This window comes from Bacillus sp. TH50 (assembly GCF_016650565.1).
Lineage (GTDB): Bacteria > Bacillota > Bacilli > Bacillales > Bacillaceae_G > Bacillus_A > Bacillus_A mycoides.
The window spans coordinates 1,587,523-1,608,853 of the sequence record NZ_JAEKFM010000003.1; the positions used below are offsets into that span (position 1 = coordinate 1,587,523).

At 35.4% G+C, this 21,331-nt stretch carries 23 protein-coding genes; 8 read left to right on the forward strand and 15 right to left on the reverse strand.

The features are described from left to right. Nucleotides 1-205: 205 nt before the first annotated feature. Nucleotides 206-481, forward strand: a complete 276-nt coding sequence (locus JFU23_RS08115) for a hypothetical protein (protein WP_002033923.1) — start codon at nt 206-208, stop codon at nt 479-481. 111 nt (nt 482-592) lie between these two features. On the opposite strand, the gene JFU23_RS08120 is transcribed toward JFU23_RS08115, so the two are convergent. From JFU23_RS08120 to JFU23_RS08135, 4 genes are all read right to left on the reverse strand, one after another. After that, nucleotides 593-925, reverse strand: coding sequence for a DUF3909 family protein (locus JFU23_RS08120; protein WP_002014892.1), 333 nt, complete (start codon nt 923-925; stop codon nt 593-595). Nucleotides 926-930: 5 nt separating this feature from the next. Continuing rightward, entirely contained in the window at nt 931-1,809 is an 879-nt protein-coding gene (locus JFU23_RS08125; RefSeq protein ID WP_201031723.1) for an NAD(P)-dependent oxidoreductase, read from the reverse strand. 4 nt (nt 1,810-1,813) lie between these two features. Continuing rightward, complete coding sequence (locus JFU23_RS08130) at nt 1,814-2,944, reverse strand: serine hydrolase domain-containing protein (protein WP_002088417.1); 1,131 nt, start codon at nt 2,942-2,944, stop codon at nt 1,814-1,816. A gap of 149 nt (nt 2,945-3,093) precedes the next feature. After that, on the reverse strand, nt 3,094-4,386 hold the full coding sequence (locus JFU23_RS08135) for a GGDEF domain-containing protein (protein WP_002128934.1): 1,293 nt from the start codon (nt 4,384-4,386) through the stop codon (nt 3,094-3,096). 310 nt (nt 4,387-4,696) lie between these two features. Between JFU23_RS08135 and JFU23_RS08140 the strand changes: the two genes are divergently transcribed. From JFU23_RS08140 to JFU23_RS08155, 4 genes are all read left to right on the forward strand, one after another. Next, nucleotides 4,697-5,314 (forward strand): nitroreductase family protein, encoded by a 618-nt coding sequence (locus JFU23_RS08140; RefSeq protein WP_201031724.1) that lies wholly within the window; start codon nt 4,697-4,699, stop codon nt 5,312-5,314. Between the two features lie 132 nt (nt 5,315-5,446). Next, nucleotides 5,447-6,909, forward strand: a protein-coding gene (locus JFU23_RS08145) for an IS1182 family transposase (protein WP_374191745.1) whose coding sequence is annotated in 2 segments (ribosomal slippage) — nt 5,447-6,008 and nt 6,008-6,909 — 1,464 coding nt in all. Because the reading frame shifts where the segments join, the coding sequence is not laid out codon by codon here. Nucleotides 6,910-7,141: 232 nt separating this feature from the next. Continuing rightward, nucleotides 7,142-7,360, forward strand: coding sequence for a hypothetical protein (locus JFU23_RS08150; RefSeq protein ID WP_002088422.1), 219 nt, complete (start codon nt 7,142-7,144; stop codon nt 7,358-7,360). Between the two features lie 196 nt (nt 7,361-7,556). After that, nucleotides 7,557-7,919 carry a DUF3915 family protein gene (locus JFU23_RS08155; protein ID WP_085312280.1) on the forward strand — a complete coding sequence of 121 codons (363 nt, stop codon included), beginning with the start codon at nt 7,557-7,559 and terminating at the stop codon, nt 7,917-7,919. A gap of 86 nt (nt 7,920-8,005) precedes the next feature. Here JFU23_RS08155 and ptsP read toward each other — a convergent pair whose 3' ends face one another. The 4 genes from ptsP to glcT form a co-directional block, all read right to left on the reverse strand. After that, nucleotides 8,006-9,718: a phosphoenolpyruvate--protein phosphotransferase gene (gene ptsP, locus JFU23_RS08160; protein WP_201031725.1), complete on the reverse strand. Its 1,713-nt coding sequence runs from the start codon at nt 9,716-9,718 to the stop codon at nt 8,006-8,008. Continuing rightward, complete coding sequence (gene ptsH / locus JFU23_RS08165) at nt 9,718-9,981, reverse strand: phosphocarrier protein HPr (protein WP_002033915.1); 264 nt, start codon at nt 9,979-9,981, stop codon at nt 9,718-9,720. The genes ptsP and ptsH overlap by 1 nt, the downstream gene beginning before the upstream one ends. 135 nt (nt 9,982-10,116) lie before the next feature. Then, a complete protein-coding gene (ptsG, locus tag JFU23_RS08170; RefSeq protein ID WP_002014901.1) occupies nt 10,117-12,180 on the reverse strand; it encodes a PTS glucose transporter subunit IIABC in 2,064 nt (687 codons plus the stop codon). A 340-nt stretch (nt 12,181-12,520) separates the two neighbouring features. Continuing rightward, nucleotides 12,521-13,369, reverse strand: a complete 849-nt coding sequence (gene glcT / locus JFU23_RS08175) for a glucose PTS transporter transcription antiterminator GlcT (protein WP_002033914.1) — start codon at nt 13,367-13,369, stop codon at nt 12,521-12,523. Between the two features lie 165 nt (nt 13,370-13,534). On the opposite strand from glcT, the gene JFU23_RS08180 reads away from it, so the two are divergent. Continuing rightward, nucleotides 13,535-14,353, forward strand: coding sequence for a Cof-type HAD-IIB family hydrolase (locus JFU23_RS08180; protein ID WP_002014903.1), 819 nt, complete (start codon nt 13,535-13,537; stop codon nt 14,351-14,353). Between the two features lie 73 nt (nt 14,354-14,426). Here JFU23_RS08180 and phnF read toward each other — a convergent pair whose 3' ends face one another. The 6 genes from phnF to JFU23_RS08210 all read right to left on the reverse strand — a co-directional run bounded on the left by phnF (nt 14,427) and on the right by JFU23_RS08210 (nt 19,684). After that, the gene (gene phnF, locus JFU23_RS08185) at nt 14,427-15,158 is read right to left on the reverse strand and encodes a phosphonate metabolism transcriptional regulator PhnF (RefSeq protein ID WP_071746946.1); all 732 of its coding nucleotides are present in this window, start codon (nt 15,156-15,158) and stop codon (nt 14,427-14,429) included. Beyond that, entirely contained in the window at nt 15,088-15,876 is a 789-nt protein-coding gene (gene nagB, locus JFU23_RS08190; RefSeq protein WP_002033913.1) for a glucosamine-6-phosphate deaminase, read from the reverse strand. The genes phnF and nagB overlap by 71 nt, the downstream gene beginning before the upstream one ends. Before the next feature lie 4 nt (nt 15,877-15,880). Next, a complete protein-coding gene (nagA, locus tag JFU23_RS08195) occupies nt 15,881-17,023 on the reverse strand; it encodes an N-acetylglucosamine-6-phosphate deacetylase (RefSeq protein ID WP_002165119.1) in 1,143 nt (380 codons plus the stop codon). Between the two features lie 207 nt (nt 17,024-17,230). Next, entirely contained in the window at nt 17,231-18,133 is a 903-nt protein-coding gene (locus tag JFU23_RS08200) for a ComEC/Rec2 family competence protein (RefSeq protein ID WP_002190566.1), read from the reverse strand. Between the two features lie 78 nt (nt 18,134-18,211). After that, nucleotides 18,212-18,784 carry an SMC-Scp complex subunit ScpB gene (scpB, locus tag JFU23_RS08205; RefSeq protein WP_002128944.1) on the reverse strand — a complete coding sequence of 191 codons (573 nt, stop codon included), beginning with the start codon at nt 18,782-18,784 and terminating at the stop codon, nt 18,212-18,214. A 156-nt stretch (nt 18,785-18,940) separates the two neighbouring features. Further along, nucleotides 18,941-19,684: a segregation/condensation protein A gene (locus JFU23_RS08210; RefSeq protein ID WP_002143025.1), complete on the reverse strand. Its 744-nt coding sequence runs from the start codon at nt 19,682-19,684 to the stop codon at nt 18,941-18,943. Between the two features lie 169 nt (nt 19,685-19,853). Here JFU23_RS08210 and JFU23_RS08215 point away from each other — a divergent pair, with 169 nt between their 5' ends. Then, a complete protein-coding gene (locus JFU23_RS08215) occupies nt 19,854-19,949 on the forward strand; it encodes a YjcZ family sporulation protein (RefSeq protein WP_000510194.1) in 96 nt (31 codons plus the stop codon). Nucleotides 19,950-20,048: 99 nt separating this feature from the next. Further along, on the forward strand, nt 20,049-20,567 hold the full coding sequence (locus JFU23_RS08220; protein WP_063218952.1) for a DUF309 domain-containing protein: 519 nt from the start codon (nt 20,049-20,051) through the stop codon (nt 20,565-20,567). Nucleotides 20,568-20,587: 20 nt separating this feature from the next. On the opposite strand, the gene ribT is transcribed toward JFU23_RS08220, so the two are convergent. After that, nucleotides 20,588-20,956, reverse strand: coding sequence for a GNAT family N-acetyltransferase RibT (gene ribT / locus JFU23_RS08225; protein ID WP_000908403.1), 369 nt, complete (start codon nt 20,954-20,956; stop codon nt 20,588-20,590). Between the last annotated feature and the right edge of the window lie 375 nt (nt 20,957-21,331).

Sequence of the window (21,331 nt, forward strand, 5' to 3'; positions counted from 1 at the left end):
TTTTTATTTACTAAAATGATTTGTCCCTTTCGTTTGTTCAAATCAAATATCTCGAATCACAATTCCACTTTATCAAGTATATTTCGGAATTTTTTTTGAACATTTATTGAACTTTTTTTGAAATTTTTCTGAAAATTCTGTTTTGTATATGATATACTACAACTAATAAGAAGGAAATGAATATTGCAAACAGAGGGGGATAATCATGAGTTTACTTATCGCACTTATACTAGGAGTTACATGCGGAGCTATTCCTGTCATTTTAGGAGCTATTATGGAAGAATTAGAAGTTGGTGTTTTAGGTTTTGCTGCATCATGTGTAAGCGCTTTATTTTTTGGTTTATATGGTGCTATTCCTGTTTCTATTCTGTGCGCATTTTATATACTACGCCATGCTCGCGCAAAACAGCTCGGCCCTAATCACATTGCCCAAGTTATTCCATTCCCAATTGAACGATGCCGCCGCGCTTCCAGCCTATAAAGTGAAACTTTAATCATTGGGAGTTTTACTGCACACAAATAGCGGGATAAATTATCCAACTTAAATATTATGCCTGCCTAAATAAATAAAAAGTCCTCAAATGAGGACTTTTTATTTATTTTCTTCTAGAAATTGAAACAATTCTTGCAAATGAAGTGCATCTTCACTGTAGCTAACGGATACATGACATGTCCCTTCAATCTCAGCATGCATATAAAGGACAATTCCATCCCGATCATATTTCAATGCCAAATAAAACTCCATTTCCTCTAACATCTTTTTCGAGCTTCGGATAACATAATGTCCTTTCTCATCTCTTCCATATTCAAAATCTGGTCCAAAATCGTATTTTTGTTTAAAAGCTTCTTTTTGCTTATCATTAATCTGTACACAAGTTGCTCGCTGCACAGCATCAATCATCTCGTCAAACTTTTGGAGATCCATTCCATTTACCCCCTTATATACTTTTTGTATAATACTTGTGTTCCGCTATTCTCTTTTCCATCTGCGATTAGCTCTTCATACAATTCCTTCGCTAGGGTTAAACCCGGTACTGGTAATTGTAATTTTTCAGCTTCATCTAAAGCAATCTTCATATCTTTCATAAAATGCTTTACATAAAAGCCAGGTTCAAAATCTCCTTTTAACATTCGAGGAGCTAAATTACTTAATGACCAGCTACCTGCTGCTCCTGTCGAAATACTCTCTAATACTTTATCTGCATTAAGTCCAGCCTTTTTCGCATATGCTACCGCTTCACATACTCCTATCATGTTAGAAGCAATTGCTATTTGATTGCACATTTTTGTATGTTGTCCACTCCCAGCAGGGCCTTGCAACTGAATATTTGTTCCTAGTTTTTCAAATAGAGGTAAGCAAATATCATATATTCTGTGCTCTCCACCGACCATAATTGCTAGTCTTGCTTCTTTAGCCCCAATGTCCCCGCCAGATACTGGTGCATCTAATGTATATATATTCTTTCTTTTCGCAACTTCATTAATACGTTTTGCCAATGTTGGTGTAGATGTTGTAAAGTCAATTGCTATCGTACCTTCATTTGCATGTTCTAAAATTCCATCAATCCCAAAGTACACTTCTTCTACATCATGAGGATAACCAACCATCGTCATAACAACATCAACTTGCTTTACTAACGCTTTCGGTGTATCACACCAAGTCGCACCCTCTTGCACTAAAGAATCCGCTTTTTCCTTCGTTCTATTATATACATATACTTTATGACCTCCTTGCATTAAATGATGTACCATACTTTTTCCCATTACACCAATACCGATGAAACCTATTGATAAATTTTTATTCTCCATCTTCTCATCCCCTTTGTTCTAATAAATCATTTACCATCTTCCGAAATTCCTTATTAAAATCATCATCCAAACTATTCTTCACATTTGAGAATAAAATAACAAACGTTCCTTTTTCTTTATTGAAATTATTGAAAGTGTTCCAACCAGATAATACACCATGGTTATGGAAAAAATCAGGATATATGTAAAAGCTAAATGCATATTTCCTCTCTGCTGAGGGTGTAAACATCGCTTGTATACTTTGTTCAGAAAGAAGCTTCCCATTTATAATCGCTTCATCTAATTTTTTCATATCCCCTACTGTCGTATACATCTCACCCGATCCATATAACCAGTCCATTCCTAATTTTTGTGCTGGTACAAGATCTTGGTCTTTCTTCACATAACCCTTCGTGAAGTTTTTATCTCCAGGTACCATATTTCCCATACCCGATTCATGCATCTCTGCTTTTGTAAATATATTCTCCTTTATGTAATCTCCTAAAGGCTTTTTCGATATACTTTCTATAATAAAAGCAAGCACCATATAATTATAATCTGTATACCTCCAACCTGTTCCTGGAGGAAATTCTACATTTTGACGTCCAATCCAATTAATTAACTGTAAACGGGAGGCTGCATTCACATTTCCTTTGGCATGTTCAGGCAAACCAGAGGTATGTGTTAATAAATGATATAACGTGATATTTTTATCTGCTGGAAATGAAGGAATGTATTTATTTACATTATCTTGGATATTTAACTTCCCTTGTTCTTGTAACTGTAGAATGGATGTAGCAACAACTGTTTTCGTAATAGAACCGATACGATATTTTGTTTGAGGCGTATTTTCTATTTTATTTTGAACATCAGCATATCCATATCCTTTATTCAATATAACATGCTCTTTATCTGTCACCAAAACTGTCCCATTAAATTGCTTTCCTACTAAATACTGATCTAACTTTTGAGATATACTAGCATAATCAATTTTTTGTACTTCTTCTATATTATCCTGTACCTCTGACTCAATAGCAGGAGTTACCTTTGTTGTTAATACTGCTTGTTCCTTTGGATCGGGACTATAGAGAAAATAGTATACTCCGCCGCAAACTACAGCAGACAGTGAAGCCATAACCATTATTTTTTTTATCATATTGTTCCTCCGTAATTACTTCATGTGAACTACCCACCACTTAGTCTCTCTTGCGAGCTTACTTGAAGTGGGAGCTTCTCGGTTAAAATGGTCCCCCATATTCTATTATCAAGTAATAAAAAAAAATCGCAACAATTTGTTGCGAAAAATCACATTTTTTCTTTTCTATATATACATACTTGATTTTTCCCATTTTTTTTCGCTTCATATAACGCAATATCCGCTCTTTGCATTAACTCTTCTCTTGTAATCCCTTGCTCATATAACGCAACTCCAAAACTCGCTGTTAATTTCGAAATTCCAGAGAAATGCTTTGTTTCAATGAAAAATCGCAATGATTCCGCAACTTGAAACGCTTCTTTTTCTACCGTATTTGTCACTAATATTATAAATTCCTCTCCTCCCCATCTTGCAAATACATGTTGATCTTCAACTTTAGATTTCATAAGATCTGCAAGTTGTACTAATGCTAAATCGCCAAAATCATGACCATATGTGTCATTTACTGATTTAAAATTATCTATATCAAACAAAATAAGTGCAACTTTTTCATCATTACGTAATACATTCTCCCACTCTGTCTCCAATATTTGCTGGAATTTCAAGCGATTATATATTTCTGTCAATGAATCTATCATAGCCAATCTTTCTTGCTCTTGATAGATTTCATCTAATTCTGTAATCTCTGTGCATTTTACTATAAATCGCGATAAGTCTTCTGGTAATGGTGTCGCACGTAATAGAAAAGTAAATGCTTCTCCTTCATAATTGTACATTTTAATTCTTCTTCCATTTGATAAAGTATCATCCAGCCATGTTATATCGTGAGTCGTCGAATAATATCCGTTCTCTCTAATAAGATGTTCTGCAAACACTAAATGTTGTTCACGATACGTAAATAAATTATCATGTCCGAAGAATTGTAAAAAATTCGTATTACAATCAACAATCTCATCATCTTCTACTATAAATAATAAATCATTTTGAAAATCAAACATCGTTTGAAGCAATTCTTGCTGTAAACCTACTTGCCGCACTAAAGAAAGTTGATATAAACTCTTATTCACTTCCTCTAGTACCACTTGTGGAGTTACTGGTGCTATAACAATATTACGTATTCCTAACAGTAGTAAATCTGCAAACTGATTGTCTATCTGTTGATCCCAAATGATAATGAATGTGCTCTGTGAATTATATATATTCTTTATATATTTTATTTGAGCAAAATCTGTTACATACATAATTACAATATGTGGTCTAGTTCTATGAAACAATATTTCTCCTTCTTCAAAACTATTTGCTATAAACATACATTTTGGATGGACGTTTTCTATCGTTTGTTGATGTGTACATCCATCTTCTATATAAAGGACATTCAACTGAAGATCTTGTAATACATTTTGGAAAACAGTATTCTCTAATAAAAAATGTAGTATGTTCATCACTAGTCTTCACTCACTTCATATATCTTGTTTTACTGAATTCCTCACAATCATTTTATAAAGAATTGTGAGGAACTCATATTAACAAGCTAATTGAGAATGTTATCTTCGCTTATCTGCTCTGGAAATTCCTTTTTTAGTGTATGATTATATGAATTGTATCGTTTGTATGAATGCCCTGCCTTACTATTTAAAACTTGACAATTAAAATAAAGGTATTATATTCTTAAATTCAATAACTTACAAAATGTAAGTGGAGTATATTACATTTATTTTATATTAAGTTGATATGTAATTTGGAGGATATATAATGACAAACAATGACTTTTTTAACGTTTTATATGAACGCACATCTACACGTGCATTCAACCCTGAAAAAGAAATTTCATCTACAGAGTTACATGAAATTTTAAAAGCAGCTGCTCAAGCACCTTCTGCTTGGAACTTGCAACACTGGAAATTCCTTGTGTTTCAAGGCGCCGACGTGCAAAAACGATTACACCCAATTGCTTATAACCAACAACAAATTCTTGATGCTTCTGCTGTAGTCGCTATTTTAGGTGATTTAGAGGCATATAAAAATGTTGAACCTGTTTACGGTCCAATTGTAGAACAAGGATTTATGAATGAAGAAGCAAAAGAGCGCTTAGCTAAAAATATTGAATCTGCATATACTCGGGAGCAATACCCACGAGATGCTGCCTTTTCAAATGCTGCTTTAGCAGCAATGCAACTTATGCTTGCTGCTAAAGCAACCGGCTGGGATACTTGCGCTATTGGTGGCTTCAATCCACAAGCATTAATGGAAGAATTCAATGTTTCATCTCGTTACGTACCAATTATGCTTATTACAATTGGTGAATCCACTTTAAAAGGTCACCCTGCACCGCGCATGAGCGTAGAACAAGTAAGTGAATGGGCGAAATAATAAAAACGAAGGTAATTTCATTACCTTCGTTTTTCAGGCTGTGGAGAAAGCCTTCTCCACAGCCTATTTTTGTGTCTGAACCTCTTTTTATGTGTCAACACTGATAAAAAAGAGGAAAAGGAGAGATTTCTTATGATGGGTGCTTTAAAAAATCATCGCGACGAGCGTGTATCTGTTTCTGTAGAAGAATTGGTTCCACAAGATCATTTCCTTCGTGCGATTGAAGCGACAATTAGTTTTGATTTTATTGAGGAGAAGTTACGCCCTTATTATTGTGAAAACAATGGCCGTCCGTCAATCCATCCTATCGTTTTATTTAAGATGATGTTTATTGGATATTTTTATGGTATTCGTTCTGAGCATCAATTGGAAAAGGAGATTAAAACGAACATTGCCTACCGTTGGTTTTTAGGGTTCTCTCTATCAGATACAATTCCAGATCATTCTACAATCAGTTGGAATCGCCGTACTCGTTTCGTTCATACAAATATTTTCGAAGAAATTTTTGATGAGATTGTGAGACAAGCGACGGAGCGCCGTATGGTAGGAGGACGTGCGTTGATGACAGATTCCACACACATTAAGGCCAATGCCAATAAAAATAAATTTGTACATAAATATAAAAAAGAAAAGGCAAAGTTCTATATAGATGAACTAGAAGCTGCGGTAATCGAAGATCGTGAGGCGCACGGAAAAAAGAATTAAAACCTAGAAAGGAAAGTGATACCCCTACTAAAAAAACTCGGATAAGTACAACGGATCCAGATAGTGGATTTTTAATGAGAGATGGAAAACCGAACGGTTTTCATTTTTTAGATCATCGTACGACTGATGCGAAGTACAATATTATTACAGATACCTATATAACGGCTGGAAATATGGCAGATTCCGAGCCGTATTTAGCACGTCTACAAGCTCAAGTTGATAAATTCGGATTTGAAGTGGAAGCTGTAGCTCTTGATGCAGGCTATTTTACAGGATATATCTGTAAGAAGTTATCAGAAAGAAATATATTTATGGTGATGGGGTATCGCCGATTTGGAAAGAGAAATAAAGAAGTACCGAAAAGCCAATTTAAATATGCAGAAGAAATGAATGCATTTGCTTGTCCGATGGGATGTATTTTAGAATATGCGACAACGGATCGCGAAGGATATCGTCAATATAAATCGAATCCAGAAGACTGCGCTGTTTGTCCGCTACGTGAGGTATGCTTTTCAAAGAAACAAAAACAAAAAGTTATCACCCATCATATATGGGAGAAATATAAAGATATCGCTAGAAAAAACAAACTAACAGCTACAGGGAAAAAGTTGTATAAAGTACGATGTTCAACTATAGAGCGAAGCTTTGCGGATGCAAAAGAACTACATGGCTATCGATATGCTCGGTTTCGAGGGCTGAAATCTGTCCAAATGCAGGCTTACCTCACCGCCGCTTGTCAAAACATGAAAAAAATAGCCCTCCATCTAACCAAAAAGGGGTTGGTGGAGGGCTATTTTTCTAAATTCTACTATTTTTTGTTGTTTTCTTTCGCTAAAATCAAAAAAGATTCCAGAGTGTTGGGAACCCTAAAGGGTTTCCCAACACTCTGAAAAACGAAGGTAATTTCATTACCTTCGTTTTTTTATATCCTGTCACACATCCGTAATATTACAATGTATTATTCGACATCTACACATAGAGAAATTGTAATTTTTACGCTATCACCATAAACAAATATGGCGTTTTGTGTCGAAATTTGTTAAATCATTGAAATATAACCGTGTATTTTTGTTACAATTGTGATACAATGATAACAAATAGATAACAAGAGAGGGATTTTCATTGAGTTCATACGGAAGCTTTATCGCACTTTTGAGTTACATAGTAACTGTACTACTGCTATATTTTATTGGCGATGCTGCAAACATATCAGTGTTACAATTCCCAAAAGAAGAAGCGTTACAATTAGAAGCAGAAAAACATACTGCACGATCCATTGCACCACTACTCTTAGCTCTTCCTGTATATATCATCGTTTTATATAAAAGTAAAAAAGTGTAAAGGCTACCTAATTCATTCATTTCGGTGGTCTTTACATTTTTTTGTGACATTTCCCCTATTTTAAACATCATTCCATACTAAATACCCATCTAGTCATTTAAAATGAGAAAATCCCCTAGAAAAATTTCCATTATCTGTCCAGTCACTAACTACCGAACTTACATAGATTATAAGTGTGAAGGGGGTGATGAGGATTATGTTTGGATCATTTGGATGCTGTGATAACTTTAGAGACTGTCATCATCATGAAAGAGAGCACAACCATCGTGAGAAAGAGAGAGAAGAAATTAGACCACAACGACCTGCTGTATGTAACGTACTTGCAAATCTTTCTATAGGCACTGAAATTTCACTTCTTAAACTAAAAGGAAATGGAACATTCCGCAATTTAGTTTTTGAGGGGTTCTGTAACGGTATTGCTCTATTCTCTGCATTAAGAAGAGATAACGACGACAAAGACAACAACAAAGATGATAAGAATGGAAACAATCGTAATGACGATAGATTTGAAGGGATTTTACGTGTTTGCCCAGAAGATGTTATCGCAATTGCTCTTTAAGAGAAGTTTAATTAATAAAATCACCTAAGGTATATGTAACAAAAAAACCTGAGACCGATTTCAAATCGACTCAGGTTTTTTTACTATTATATGCTTTTAACTAATTCAACAACTTCTTCAGCAGTTGACATTGTTAATGCTTTTTCTGCTAATGTTTCCATTTCTGCTTTTGACAACTTGCTTAGTTGTGTTCTTGCAGGAAGAATAGATGTTGCACTCATACTGAACTCATCTAAACCTAAGCCTAATAATAATGGGATAGCAAGTGAATCTCCCGCCATCTCACCACACATACCAGCCCATTTGCCTTCTTTATGAGCAGCATCGATAACCATTTTTACAAGACGTAAAATAGATGGGTTATATGGTTGGTATAAGTAAGCTACTTGTTCGTTCATACGGTCTGCAGCCATTGTGTATTGGATTAAGTCATTTGTTCCGATAGAGAAGAAATCAACTTCTTTTGCGAATTGATCTGCTAATACTGCTGAAGCTGGAATTTCAACCATCATACCAACTTCAATAGAATCAGAAACAGTTGTACCCGCTTCTACAAGTTTTGCTTTCTCTTCTAATAAGATTGCTTTCGCTTGACGGAACTCATCAAGAGTTGCAATCATTGGGAACATAATTTTTAAGTTACCGTATACGCTAGCACGAAGTAATGCACGAAGTTGTGTACGGAACACATCTTGCTCATCAAGACATAAGCGAATTGCACGGTATCCTAAGAATGGGTTCATTTCTTTTGGTAAATGTAAGTATGGAAGTTCTTTATCTCCACCAATGTCAAGTGTACGAACAACGACTGGTTGATCTTCTTTTACACCTTCAAGAACTGCTTTATACGCTTCGAACTGCTCTTCTTCTGTTGGAAGATTGTCACGGCCCATGTATAAGAATTCTGTACGGTATAAACCAACGCCTTCTCCGCCATTATCGATAATACCTTGTACATCATTTGGTGTTCCGATATTAGCAACAAGCTCAACGTGATGTCCATCACTTGTTACAGTTGCTTGGTCTTTTAATTTTGCCCATACAGCTTTTTGCTCTTCAAATTTCGCTTTCTTTTCTTCAAAAGAACGAAGAGTTTCTTCAGATGGGTTTACAATTACTTCTCCATCTAAACCGTCAATGATTACGATATCGCCGTTTTGGATTTTCTCCATAACAACTTTCGTACCAACAACAGCTGGAATTTCCATAGAACGAGCCATAATTGCAGAGTGAGATGTACGTCCACCGATATCAGTTGTGAAACCTTTTGCATACTTACGGTTTAACTGAGCTGTATCAGATGGTGTTAAATCTTCAGCAATGATGATTACTTCTTCAGAAATTGTACCAGGGTTTGAGAAGTTAATTCCTAGTAAATGCGCAAGAACACGCTTTGTTACGTCGCGAATATCCGCAGCACGTTCTTTCATGTATTCGTTATCCATGTTTTCAAACATAGAAATAAACATTGATGCAACTTCATCCATTGCAAATTCAGCATTTACTTTTTCGCTATTTACTTTATCTTTTACTGGATTTACTAATTCCGGATCATTTAATACTAATAAATGTGCTTCAAAGATAGCAGCTTTATCAGCACCTAGCTCAGCAAAAGCGTGGTCCTTAATAGCTTCTAGTTCAGATTTTGCTTTCTCAAGCGCAGCGTCTAAGCGTGCAATTTCAGCAGCTTCGTCTGTAATTGATTTCTTTTCAATGTTAAATTCAGGATTCTCAAGTCTGAAAGCCTTTGCAATAGCAATCCCACTTGATGCAGCGATCCCTTGGATATTAAGAGTCATTATTCTCCTAATCCTTCGTTTTTCATAGTTTCTTCGATAGCTGCTAGTGCTTGAGCTGCATCATCACCATTTGCAGTGACCTTAATTTCCGCGCCTTGTTGAATTCCTAAAGACATAACACCCATGATTGATTTTAAGTTAACGTTTTTTCCGTTATACTCTAAGTTAATGTCAGAACCAAATTTGCTTGCAGTGTTTACAAGTAGAGTTGCTGGACGAGCATGAATTCCTGAGTCGCTAGTTACTTTAAAGATTTTTTCCATGATAATTTATCTCCTTCAAATACAGTATTTTTTTAGTTGTATAGACGTGAGTACTACATCATCTATTGTATATAATAGGCGATGTTCGGTCAACCACATCGCCTATTATAATTATAAACATTTTGCGTCAAATTCCTACTGAATGTCAATAATAGCGTTTTCGCCCTTCTTAACATTTCCATCTTTTTTCAATTCGACTTGTTGCCCTTGTTGTAAATTCGTAAAGACGATTGGTGTAATAATAGATGGTGCATTTTCTTTTACAAATGCAAGATCTACTTTTAATAATGGTTGTCCTTGCTTCACTTTATCACCTTGTGCTACAAGCGCTTCAAAGCCTTCACCATTTAATTTTACAGTATCAATACCGAAGTGGATTAAAATTTCTTTTCCGCCTTCAGACTGAATACCAATCGCATGTTTTGTAGGGAATACATTTACAATCTCACCATTAACCGGAGAAACTACTGTTCCTTCTGTTGGCTCAATCGCAAATCCATCTCCCATCATTTTCCCTGAGAATACTTGGTCAGGTACTTCTGTAATCGGTAAGATTTTCCCTTCAATTGGTGAAACGATTGTTTCATTTTCATCAACCTGTTGAGGAGCTTCTTCCACTTTTACAGGCGCTTCTTTTTCAACATGAGGTGTACGGCCTGACATAATATCATGAATTTGTGATTTTAATGTGTCAGATTTCGGTCCGAAAATAGCTTGAATGTTATTTCCAACTTCAAGTACACCGGCTGCTCCAAGCTCTTTTAAGCGGTCTTTATTTACATTTTTTTGTTCGTTAACTTGAACGCGTAAACGAGTAATACAAGCATCTAACGAAGCAATGTTTTCTTTACCACCAAGTGCTACTAATACTTCACGTGGAAGTTCTCCTGCTTCTGTTTTCCCTGCGCCTTCATTAGCATTCGCTACTTCACGACCAGGTGTTTTTAAGTTCCATTTACGGATTGCGAAACGGAATCCGAAGTAGTAAATAACTGCTAGTACAAGACCAACAATAATTACCCACCACCATGCCGTACGACCTGGTAGTACACCGAATAATATGAAGTCAATTAAACCACCAGAGAATGTCATACCAATTTTAACACCTAAAATTTGCATTGTCATAAATGATAGACCAGCGAATACTGCATGAATTCCGAATAATACTGGTGCTACGAATAAGAATGAAAATTCAAGCGGTTCTGTAATACCTGTTAAGAAAGATGTTAATGCAGCAGATCCTAAAATACCAGCTGCTAATTTTTTATTTTCCGGACGTGCTTCATGGTACATTGCTAAAGCTGCTGCTGGAAGACCGAACATCATGAACGGATACTTACCAGTTGTAAATGTACCTGCTGTTAATTCTACGCCGTCTTTTAACTGTGCCATAAAGATTTTTTGGTCACCACGGATTAATTCGCCAGCTGCATTTGTATACTGACCGAATTCGAACCAGAATGGTGAATAGAAAATATGATGTAATCCAAATGGAATTAATGAACGTTCGATTAAACCGAATATAAATGCTGCTATCGTTCTATTTGCATCAATCATTTGATGTGAGAACGTATTTAAGCCACCTTGAATGTATGGCCAAATGAAGCACATGATAATACCTACCACTAAAGAGAATGTTGCAGTTGCGATTGGTACGAAACGCTTACCTGCAAAGAAACCTAAGTATGATGGTAATTCAATGTTGAAGTATTTATTATAACAATATGCCGCTACTATCCCGACGATAATACCACCAAACACTCCTGTTTGCAGCGTTGGAATTCCTAATACGTTTGCATATGCTGGATCTGAAAATCCAATTTTCACTGGATCTGTTCCAGTGCTTGTTACTTTCACTAGTTTATCTACTTCTAAGAACACACTCATCGTTTTGTTCATAATTAAGTATCCGACGAACGCTGCTAAACCAGCTACTCCGTCTCCACCAGCTAAACCGATCGCTACCCCAACTGCGAATAATAGCGCAAGGTTAGCGAAAATAATATCGCCAGATTGTTCCATAATTTTTGCAACCATTACGAACCAATCTGCTTTTAAAGCAGGGATAACATTTGTTAGTTGTGGATTTTGAAATGCATTACCAAATCCAAGTAAAATACCTGCTGCCGGTAAAATCGCTACTGGAAGCATAAGCGCTTTTCCGACTTTTTGAAGAACACCAAAGATCTTCTTAAACATGGAAACCCTTCCTCTCTTATCTATATTGATACTTTTCGACAAACGCCAAAAAGGCATGAGGAAAAAAAAGATAGAACGATAGCTATACAAAGGGTAGTATGTCCCTTTCTTTAGCTTACATTCCCAACTTTTCTCCACTCATGCCTGATCGAATCAGTAACACGTGTCAAAAATAGGATTACGTATAAGTTCACTATAATTAAAGCAAACGTTTTCGTTATTTACCTTAATGTGTTTGTCGAATTTTGTATAACTTTGCAATAGTTATTATACATAACTATTGTAAGCGATTCAATCATTTTTTTTAACGTTTTCATTTTAGACAAAAATATATGTCTTTTTACACATGTTCTGCTTTCACTAATCGTTGTAAATGCATCGTTAAATAAATACTCTCCGCTTCATAAACAGGAAGTTGTAATTCGTTCTGCATTACTTTGACTAGCTTCCACGCCAAATTGTAACAAACTGGATATTCTAATTTTAATAAATCAGCAAAACTTTGTGCTTCTTCTACTTTTTCTCCTTTTTTCACCCGTTCAATAGCATATTGTAAATGGCGAATAAGGCGTAAATAATGAATGCTTTCTTGGTCTAATGTAATTTGTAGGTTTGTCTCAATTAAAGACACAAGTTGTGCAATAAGACGAGAATTTTGATTAACAGAAGATAAATCAGAGTTTGTAAGCGAGCTATAAATATGGAGTGCGATAAAGCCAACTTCTCCTTCTGGTAATGTAATTTGCAAACGAGAATTTAAAAGTTTCACAACTCCTTCAGCAATTTCATATTCCTCTGGATATAGCATTTTCGTTTCAACTAAAAAAGGATTATCTATTGTAAGTCCTTGTTTCAGCCTTTTAATTGCAAAAGAAATATGATCTGTTAAAGCGATATGAATATGTTCATTTAATGGAGACTCCGCTTTTTCTTGAATGTATAACATAATATCATTCATCAATTCAATTAGCTTTTCACTCACATGCGGCACTAAAAGTTTGTATTGTTCTCGATCACGTTCATTTTTTAAAACAAACATTTTCTCAATTTGTTCTTGCTCCAACACATCTTCAGCCTTTTTTCCAAATCCAATTCCTTTACCGATCACTACTACTTCCTCGTGTTCAGGATGGCTAGCAATGATGACATTATTATTTAAAACTTTTTTAATTTCTAGATAATTACTCATATAACACCACCCTCGTACTTAAATAGCCTACTTTTATGTTACAGAACATTCTTCTTTGTCGTCAATGTAAAACATCTACCATTTGATAAAAATTCATTTTTTAGACATGTTTGTATATGATGCGTATAATGTAAGAGCAACTGTACATAGAAAGGAGATAGCAACATGATTAAAATGTTTGTAAGTGATATTGACGGTACAATGATGCAGCATGGAGGTCTGATTGATGAACAGGATGTTGCGGCACTTCGCAGTCTTGCTGAGCAAAATGTTATTCTTTGCTTCGCTTCTGGACGACTTGATAATGAAATCGCAGACTTAATGAAAGCTGTAAATACAAATTTCCATCGTATTAGTGTAAATGGTGTGTTTGTATACACTAATGAAAATAAGCAACTATTATCCGCAAATTTTGATTCCAGCATTCTTCCTGATTTACTAGCTATGACAAATCAAGACCCTTATTTCCGTTATGTAAGTGATGAGCATAATTACTATATTGAAGAAAAGACACCTTTTATTCATGAACTCGAAAAACAAGTAGCAATGACTTCTGTTGAAGAACCAAATTTATTACAGAAAATCGATGATACAATTTTTCCAAATAAAATTTCTATCGGTGGAACAAAAGAAAACTTACAACTCCTTCAAAAAAAGATCGATGAAAAATTCCATGGAAAAGTTAGTACTTTCATTTCAGCTGAACAGTGTTTAGATGTAATGCCACCAAATATTAGTAAAGGTTCTGCTATTTCTGTTTTATTACAAGAGTTTCAAATACAACCAGAGGAGGTTGCATGCATAGGGGATTCTTACAATGATATCCCAATGTTTTCCTTAACTCCTCATAGTTTTGCTATGTCTCAAGCTGATGATGCGGTAAAAGAGCACGCTCACTATGTAGTAGATGCTGTCAAAGATGCCGTTAACCAAGTACTTGTTTATAATGAAGAAGCAAATAAAAATACGACTCGATCCTTATAAGGATGAGTCGTATTTTTATTTCTTTACATGTTGAAAACATCAAAGTTCACTGTACTTCACAAACTGAAATATATTACTTGTTACGTGCGATGTTCGTAATAAACTTGTAACGATCCCCACGATAAATACATTTCACATACTCTAACGGTAACTCACCTTCTGAATATGACCATTGACGCATTACAAGTACAGGCGCCTTTTTAGGAATATGCAGATGTTCAGCTTCATTATCCGTTGCAATTGAAGCTTCAATTGATTGAGTAGCGCGAACAAGCTTAAAGCCCAGTTTTTTCTCTAAATGTTCATATAAAGATTGTTGCAATATTTCTTCGTTAATATCTTTCACAAGAGTTGGCGACAAATATGTCGTCTCAAATGCAATCGGTTCGTCATCAGCTAAGCGCGTACGCCTCACTTCATAAACCGATTCTCCCTCTTGTATTCTCAGCCGGTCTGCTATTTTAGCAGTAGCTGGAACTAGGCGGAAACTTAATAACTGACTGCTCGGTTTCATACCACGAGATATCATATCTTCTGTGAATCCCGTCATCCCTTGCAACTTTTGCTCCACTTTCGGAAGTTGGACGAACGTTCCAATCCCACGTTTCCGGTATAAATAGCCTTGTTCCACTAAGTTATTAATCGCCTGTCTGATTGTCATACGACTCACTTCGAACTTATCACAAAGTTCATTCTCAGATGGAATTTTATCTCCCGGCTTCCATTCGCCGTCCTCAATTAGCTGTTTCACCCACTCTTGAATCTGATAATAGATCGGAAATGGTGAATACTTGTCGATGTTCATCAGCAATCGCCTCACTGCATAAAGATAGAGCTTCTGGATCTGCGATTACGGTTACATTCGGATGACGTTGTAAAACTGTAGCAGGACACGCCTCACTATATTCACCTTGCAATAATTCTTTAATAGCTTCTGCCTTTTTAGATCCCATAGCAACAAGTAGAATTTGTTTCGCTTTCATAATACTTCCAATTCCCATTGTAATCGCATGAGTCGGCACATCTTCTTCATTTTCAAAGAAGCGAAGATTTGCTTGGCGTGTAGATTCTGTTAATTCTACAATGTTAGTTGGAGAATTAAATGGTGTTCCTGGCTCATTAAATCCGATGTGACCGTTTTCACCGATTCCAAGAATCTGTAAGTCAACTGGGTTAGCTACTAGAATGCCTTCATAACGCTTGCACTCTTCCTCTAAATCACTTGCCATCCCATTCGGTACATAAGTTTGTTTAAATGGAAGATGATCAAACAACTGTTCTTGCATGAAATAGTGATAGCTGTTTTTATCTTCGTGTGGTAAATTTACGTACTCATCTAAGTTTACAGTGGTTGCATGACTTGTATCAAGTTTATTTTTTCGCATTTCTGCATAAATACCTAATGGAGAGCTTCCTGTAGCCATTCCTAAAGTTGGATTTTCTTTTGATTTTACAACCTCTTTAATTAACTTATAACCTGCTTCTGCTAATTCTTCTGGAGTTTTTACAACTAGAATATTCATCTAATTACTTCCCTTCCTTCATATGAATTCCTAAACGAACCGTATCATATACATGTAATTCTTCAGTCATAACAACAAAGTCTGCATCTTTACCTACCGCTAACGCGCCTTTATTATTTAATCCAAATTCTTCTGCTTGGTTAACTGATGTCATTAACACTGCCTCCTCGATTGAACATCCTGTAAATTCAATTACATTTCGGAAAGCTTGATCCATTTTTAAAATACTACCAGCTAACGTTCCATCTTCTAATCGGGCACTGCCATCTTTTACATGTACTGGCTGTCCGCCAAGCTCATATAATCCTTCTTCAAGACCTTTTGCACGCATTGCATCTGTAATGACACTTACTTTTTTCGGTCCTTTTAATTTATATGCTAATTTCACCATATCAGGGTGAATGTGAATACCATCTGTAATTACTTCAACCATTACATCTGGATTTAATAACACATGACCAACAACTCCTGGTTCACGATGATGTAATCCACGCATTTGATTGTATAAATGTGTTGCATGTGTAATTTTTCTATTTTTCAGTTGTGCATCAATTGCATCTGTATGCCCCATTGTGCCAACAACACCTGTTTCAGCAAGATACTGTTCAAACTCTAACGCACCTTCTTCTTCCGGTGCATATGTTACTAATTTAATTAGATTACCACTTGCTTCCTGCCATTGTTTAAATTGCTCGATACTCGCAGGAACAATATGTTCAAGTGGTTGTGCACCCGCACGTTTTTTTGAAACATATGGTCCTTCTAAGTGAATATATTCGAAATGTGCTCCCTTATCTTTCGCTTCCTTCGCAGCACTTAGCGCCGCTTCAATCGCTTCTGGAGCTTGTGTCATTGTTGTTGGGAAGTAAGTTGTAACTCCTTCTTTTAACATTTCTTTACCAAGAGTTACTAATCCATCGCTATTTGCATCCATCGCATCAATATCGTATCCACCATGAATATGAACATCAATCATACCTGGAATCACAATCTTTCCTGCCGCATCTAACACAGTTTCATTTTCTTGTGATACATATTGAGCCATCAAACCAATTTCTTTAATTGTTTCTGTGTAACGAATAAATCCGTTTTCCACTACTTCTTTACCTGTATAAATTTTGGCATTGATGACAACTTGCGTTTTCATTTTCATCGATCCTTTCCCATGAAATACCTACTTGTTATTATTACCTTATTCGCCTAATTCCATCTTAATATACACACGAGTAGTTGTCTATACATTCTAATGAAATTTCCTCTTCATTCAGCAGAAAAAAGGAAATTTATTTCTTTTTCATTATAATATATGTTATTCATTTTTTCCAAAATGGAAAATACCCTCTTATATAATTAATCACTTAAGTAGTGGCATAAGACCACTCGACCCCATAGTAATATGTTCACCGTCTGTTTCTATTTCTACTGTACGCTTGTTTGTTCCGTATATCATTATACCACGCTGTTTTAATCGTCTTACAACACTTTGATGAGGATGTCCATATGGATTTCTACTCCCGTACGAAAGAATAGCGAATTGTGGGTCTACTTTTTTTAAGAATGTTTCACTCGTTGAAGTATACGAGCCATGATGCCCTACTTTTAATACATCTGCATGTACATCAAATTGCTTTAATATTTCATTTTCTGTCCGTATATCAGCATCACCCATTAATAAAAAGTCCGCTTTACCATATCGAATCTTTAATACAATTGAAGACTCGTTATTCTCGTCTTTCGATTTCCCATTGTTCAATACTTGTATAGAAACATGTGGATCTAGCGGTATGTATTGTCCTTCCTTCACTGAAATGAAAGGAATGCCCCTTTTTTTAATGTTATTTCGATACGTATGATAAGTAAATGAACTATATGTTTTCCCGCTATCTAATACGAGGGAAACTGGCATTTGCTCTACAATTGGAATAAGTCCTCCTATATGGTCCATATCAGGATGAGTACTTACAATCACATCTAAATGATTAATTCTTTTTTCAATTAGTTTTTGAATAATGACCTCTCCCGCTTCATAAGGACCCCCATCTATTAACATCGTTTGACCATTTGGCAATGTAATAAGTGTCGCATCACCTTGTCCAACTTTTAAAAAACTCACTTTCATTTTACCAAAATGTTGCCGCTGCATATGTATAGAAGACGCAGTATGAATAGACATCATATATCTTTTAGCCGATGCGCTGTTTAACGAAAAACATAATAAAACAGAAACCAACAATAGAATACTCCGTACACCTTTCATAACTCGTCTCCTTTTTTCATTTAGTATGGCACGCTCTGTAATTGATATACAAAAAAAGCTTAGCAAAATGCTAAGCTTTTATTTTGATAATTCCTGTAAAGAACCAAAGAATAAATCTGCTTCATTCATTTGTTCATTTTCTTCCGAAAGAGGTGGTAAATCATCTAATGTTTTCAATCCAAACGTATCTAAAAATTCTTTCGTCGTTCCGTATAAAATAGGGCGCCCTGGTCCTTCCGCTCTTCCCGTTTCTTTTATAAGTAAGTGTGAAACTAACGTTTGTAATGCCTTGTCCGTTTTCACACCTCGAATCTCTTCCATTTCTGTTCTTGTAATCGGTTGACGGTACGCAACGATTGCCAACGTTTCAAGAGCTGCTTGAGAAAGTGAAGCCGCGGTTGGAGTATCTATTAATTTTTGATAGTACGAAGCATGTTCTTTCTTTGTTGCAAAACGATACACTTTTGCATATTGTACAATTTGCAAACCGCGATTCGATCCTTCGCATTCTTTTTGCATTTCCTCTATACTGTTTATTACTTCTTCCACTTCAACTTCCAGAACTTTAGCTATCTGTTCCGGATAAATCCCTTCGTCACCTGCAACAAATAAAAGCCCTTCAATAATCGATTTTTGTTCTTTTCTATCCATTTTACGAACTCCTTCCTCCTATTTCCCATAAAAAACACACATAAAAAAACCGAATCACAGTAAATGCGTTCGGTTCAATATTTCTTCTCTCGTTCCAAACGATACATTAAAACCTAACATGAGATAAAATATTTCTATCCCATCTTCACATCAACTCTATACGGATTTATTAGAGCTTGATACGAAAATTTCATCAAAATTATGTTCCTGCTCAATTATGATTTGTTGATTTTTCATTAGCTCAAGAACCGCTAAAAATGTTACAACCATTATTTCACGTTCTTCATCAGCAAACAAATCATAAAAGCTTTGGCGACCGCCTCTTACTTCTAACTGTTGTAGAATATCAGTCATTCGCTGTGCAATTGGTATTTCTTGGCGAGTAATTCGCGTTGTTACGGGGGTTTTTGCTTTTTTACGACGCATTAGCTTTTGAAATGCCGCTAACATATCATATAACGTAACATCAAGAGGTAAGCTTGTCTCCTCTTCTTGTTGAAATGATGTAAAATCAATTGGCGGACGTGTATATAGCTGTGCTCTTTCTTGTTCTCTTTCTTTTAACTCAGTAGCAACTTGCTTATATTTCTTATATTCAATTAACCTCTCCATCAATTCTTGACGAGGATCATCTATAAAGTCTTCACCGTTATCAGGTACATCTTCTTCTTGTTTCGGTAACAACATTTTACTTTTAATTTGTAATAACGTTGCAGCCATTACTAAATACTCACTGGCAACATCTAATTGTAATTCTTTCATCGTATGGACATAAGATAGATATTGCTCTGTAATTTTCGCTACAGGAATATTATATATATCAATTTCGTAACGATTTATTAAGTGTAACAATAGATCTAAAGGCCCTTCAAAAGCCTCTACTTTAAAATTATACTGCACAAAGCATCCCACCACATTTTTTCTATAACACCATAAGTATAGAGCATACTCATGTTCTATCCAACCTTTTTAAGAAATTTAATTAAAAATAGACCTATGCCCATGTCATAATGCCCACCGCTTCATATGATAACAATGTAGTAAGAACAATGTAGGAGGTCAAAAAACTATGGGTCACGTTGATTGCGGTTTTAGCGGTGGGTTCGCATTACTTGTTGTACTGTTCATTTTACTAATCATTGTAGGAGCAGCTTGCTTCTGCTAATAGGACGCAATAAAGCGACTAGGGATATTTCCCTAGTCGCTTATTGTTAATATTTCTATGATAAACTGTACATATAACCGTTAGACAGGAGCGAATAAAATGTATCCTACCGAGTACGTACAATTTTTAATTCATTTTCACGGAGACTATGATTATTTTGAATGTCATGAAATATTAGAAGAATATTGGAAATTAAAACCTAGAGGAGAACGTGACAATTACTTAGTCGGCCTCATTCAAATTGCTGTTTCCTCATACCATCATAGACGATCCAATTGGAATGGTGCAGAGAAGATGATAAAAAGCGCAATAACAATTTTAGAAAAGAGCAGCGCGCAATTACATCAATTCGGAATAGATCATAAACAACTTACATTCTTATTAAATGAAAGATTACAATCTATCCACAAAAAGGAAAATTTCGCCCCGTTATTTTTACCATTATTAGACGTATCGTTAGAAAAACAATGCATACAGTTATGTAAGAAACAAAACCTCTCTTGGAAAGATGCGAACGTCATTCCTGGTGAATACATCATAAATAAGCACACATTGCGTGATCGAACAGAAGTCATTTCTGAACGACACGAACAACTACAAAAAAGAAAGCAGAGATAATAAACTACTTATCCCTGCTTTCATGAATGTATATTTTGTTCAAGCTCTTTACACTTTTTGCAAAAACTTGCTGTTTGCTCATTTCCGCAAATTGTAAACTCAAGAAATTTACTCTTAAGCTCTTGAACCATCTTCGTCCCAATCCCCATATGACGGTGAGACGGATTCACGCTCAAATGCTGAATTTCCAATACCTGATCTTCTTTTTTTATAATCCCCATTATCCCAACAAAATCTTCATTTTGTTTCCACAAATACAATTGCCAATCCTCTTTCGCCTCATACTCTTTCATTGTCAATTGTAATGTTTTCACATCTTTTTCAGTTGGCATAAATGAAAGAAGCCCCATTGCAATTTTTTCATAACTTTTTTTAAAACGAATTAACATAACCCTTATCCCTTCTTACAAAAGTTACAAACTATTTATCCCCTCAATCACTCTTTTCATATCACATTCATTCTACAATATTTTTACCAGAGTGAGAAGGGGCTGAAACAACTTGATAATCATACAAAGCGTTAAGAAGAAAGTCAAATATATGTTTCCACGCTATTTCTTTCTATTACACCGCTCAAAAAAGAGACAATACTATATAGGAACTAAAAGAAAAATCCCTTTCTCATCACATTTCACTTATTAACCACTTTTGAACAAAGTAGTTCTACTAAAAGCAATATGTTAAGAGAAATACATTTATTGAAGCATATAATTCGTACTCCATCCTATGTATTTTGTTAAAAGTTTGTTCTCATGAACAATATA

Bases quoted from the DNA above. Each gene is read 5' to 3' on its own strand.
- JFU23_RS08115 (WP_002033923.1), top strand. From the start codon at position 206: ATGAGTTTACTTATCGCACTTATACTAGGAGTTACATGCGGAGCTATT.
- JFU23_RS08120 (WP_002014892.1), bottom strand. From the start codon at position 925: ATGGATCTCCAAAAGTTTGACGAGATGATTGATGCTGTGCAGCGAGCA.
- JFU23_RS08125 (WP_201031723.1), bottom strand. From the start codon at position 1,809: ATGGAGAATAAAAATTTATCAATAGGTTTCATCGGTATTGGTGTAATG.
- JFU23_RS08130 (WP_002088417.1), bottom strand. From the start codon at position 2,944: ATGATAAAAAAAATAATGGTTATGGCTTCACTGTCTGCTGTAGTTTGC.
- JFU23_RS08135 (WP_002128934.1), bottom strand. From the start codon at position 4,386: ATGAACATACTACATTTTTTATTAGAGAATACTGTTTTCCAAAATGTA.
- JFU23_RS08140 (WP_201031724.1), top strand. From the start codon at position 4,697: ATGACAAACAATGACTTTTTTAACGTTTTATATGAACGCACATCTACA.
- JFU23_RS08155 (WP_085312280.1), top strand. From the start codon at position 7,557: ATGTTTGGATCATTTGGATGCTGTGATAACTTTAGAGACTGTCATCAT.
- ptsP (WP_201031725.1), bottom strand. From the start codon at position 9,718: ATGACTCTTAATATCCAAGGGATCGCTGCATCAAGTGGGATTGCTATT.
- ptsH (WP_002033915.1), bottom strand. From the start codon at position 9,981: ATGGAAAAAATCTTTAAAGTAACTAGCGACTCAGGAATTCATGCTCGT.
- ptsG (WP_002014901.1), bottom strand. From the start codon at position 12,180: ATGTTTAAGAAGATCTTTGGTGTTCTTCAAAAAGTCGGAAAAGCGCTT.
- glcT (WP_002033914.1), bottom strand. From the start codon at position 13,369: ATGAGTAATTATCTAGAAATTAAAAAAGTTTTAAATAATAATGTCATC.
- JFU23_RS08180 (WP_002014903.1), top strand. From the start codon at position 13,535: ATGATTAAAATGTTTGTAAGTGATATTGACGGTACAATGATGCAGCAT.
- phnF (WP_071746946.1), bottom strand. From the start codon at position 15,158: ATGAACATCGACAAGTATTCACCATTTCCGATCTATTATCAGATTCAA.
- nagB (WP_002033913.1), bottom strand. From the start codon at position 15,876: ATGAATATTCTAGTTGTAAAAACTCCAGAAGAATTAGCAGAAGCAGGT.
- nagA (WP_002165119.1), bottom strand. From the start codon at position 17,023: ATGAAAACGCAAGTTGTCATCAATGCCAAAATTTATACAGGTAAAGAA.
- JFU23_RS08200 (WP_002190566.1), bottom strand. From the start codon at position 18,133: ATGAAAGGTGTACGGAGTATTCTATTGTTGGTTTCTGTTTTATTATGT.
- scpB (WP_002128944.1), bottom strand. From the start codon at position 18,784: ATGGATAGAAAAGAACAAAAATCGATTATTGAAGGGCTTTTATTTGTT.
- JFU23_RS08215 (WP_000510194.1), top strand. From the start codon at position 19,854: ATGGGTCACGTTGATTGCGGTTTTAGCGGTGGGTTCGCATTACTTGTT.
- JFU23_RS08220 (WP_063218952.1), top strand. From the start codon at position 20,049: ATGTATCCTACCGAGTACGTACAATTTTTAATTCATTTTCACGGAGAC.
- ribT (WP_000908403.1), bottom strand. From the start codon at position 20,956: ATGTTAATTCGTTTTAAAAAAAGTTATGAAAAAATTGCAATGGGGCTT.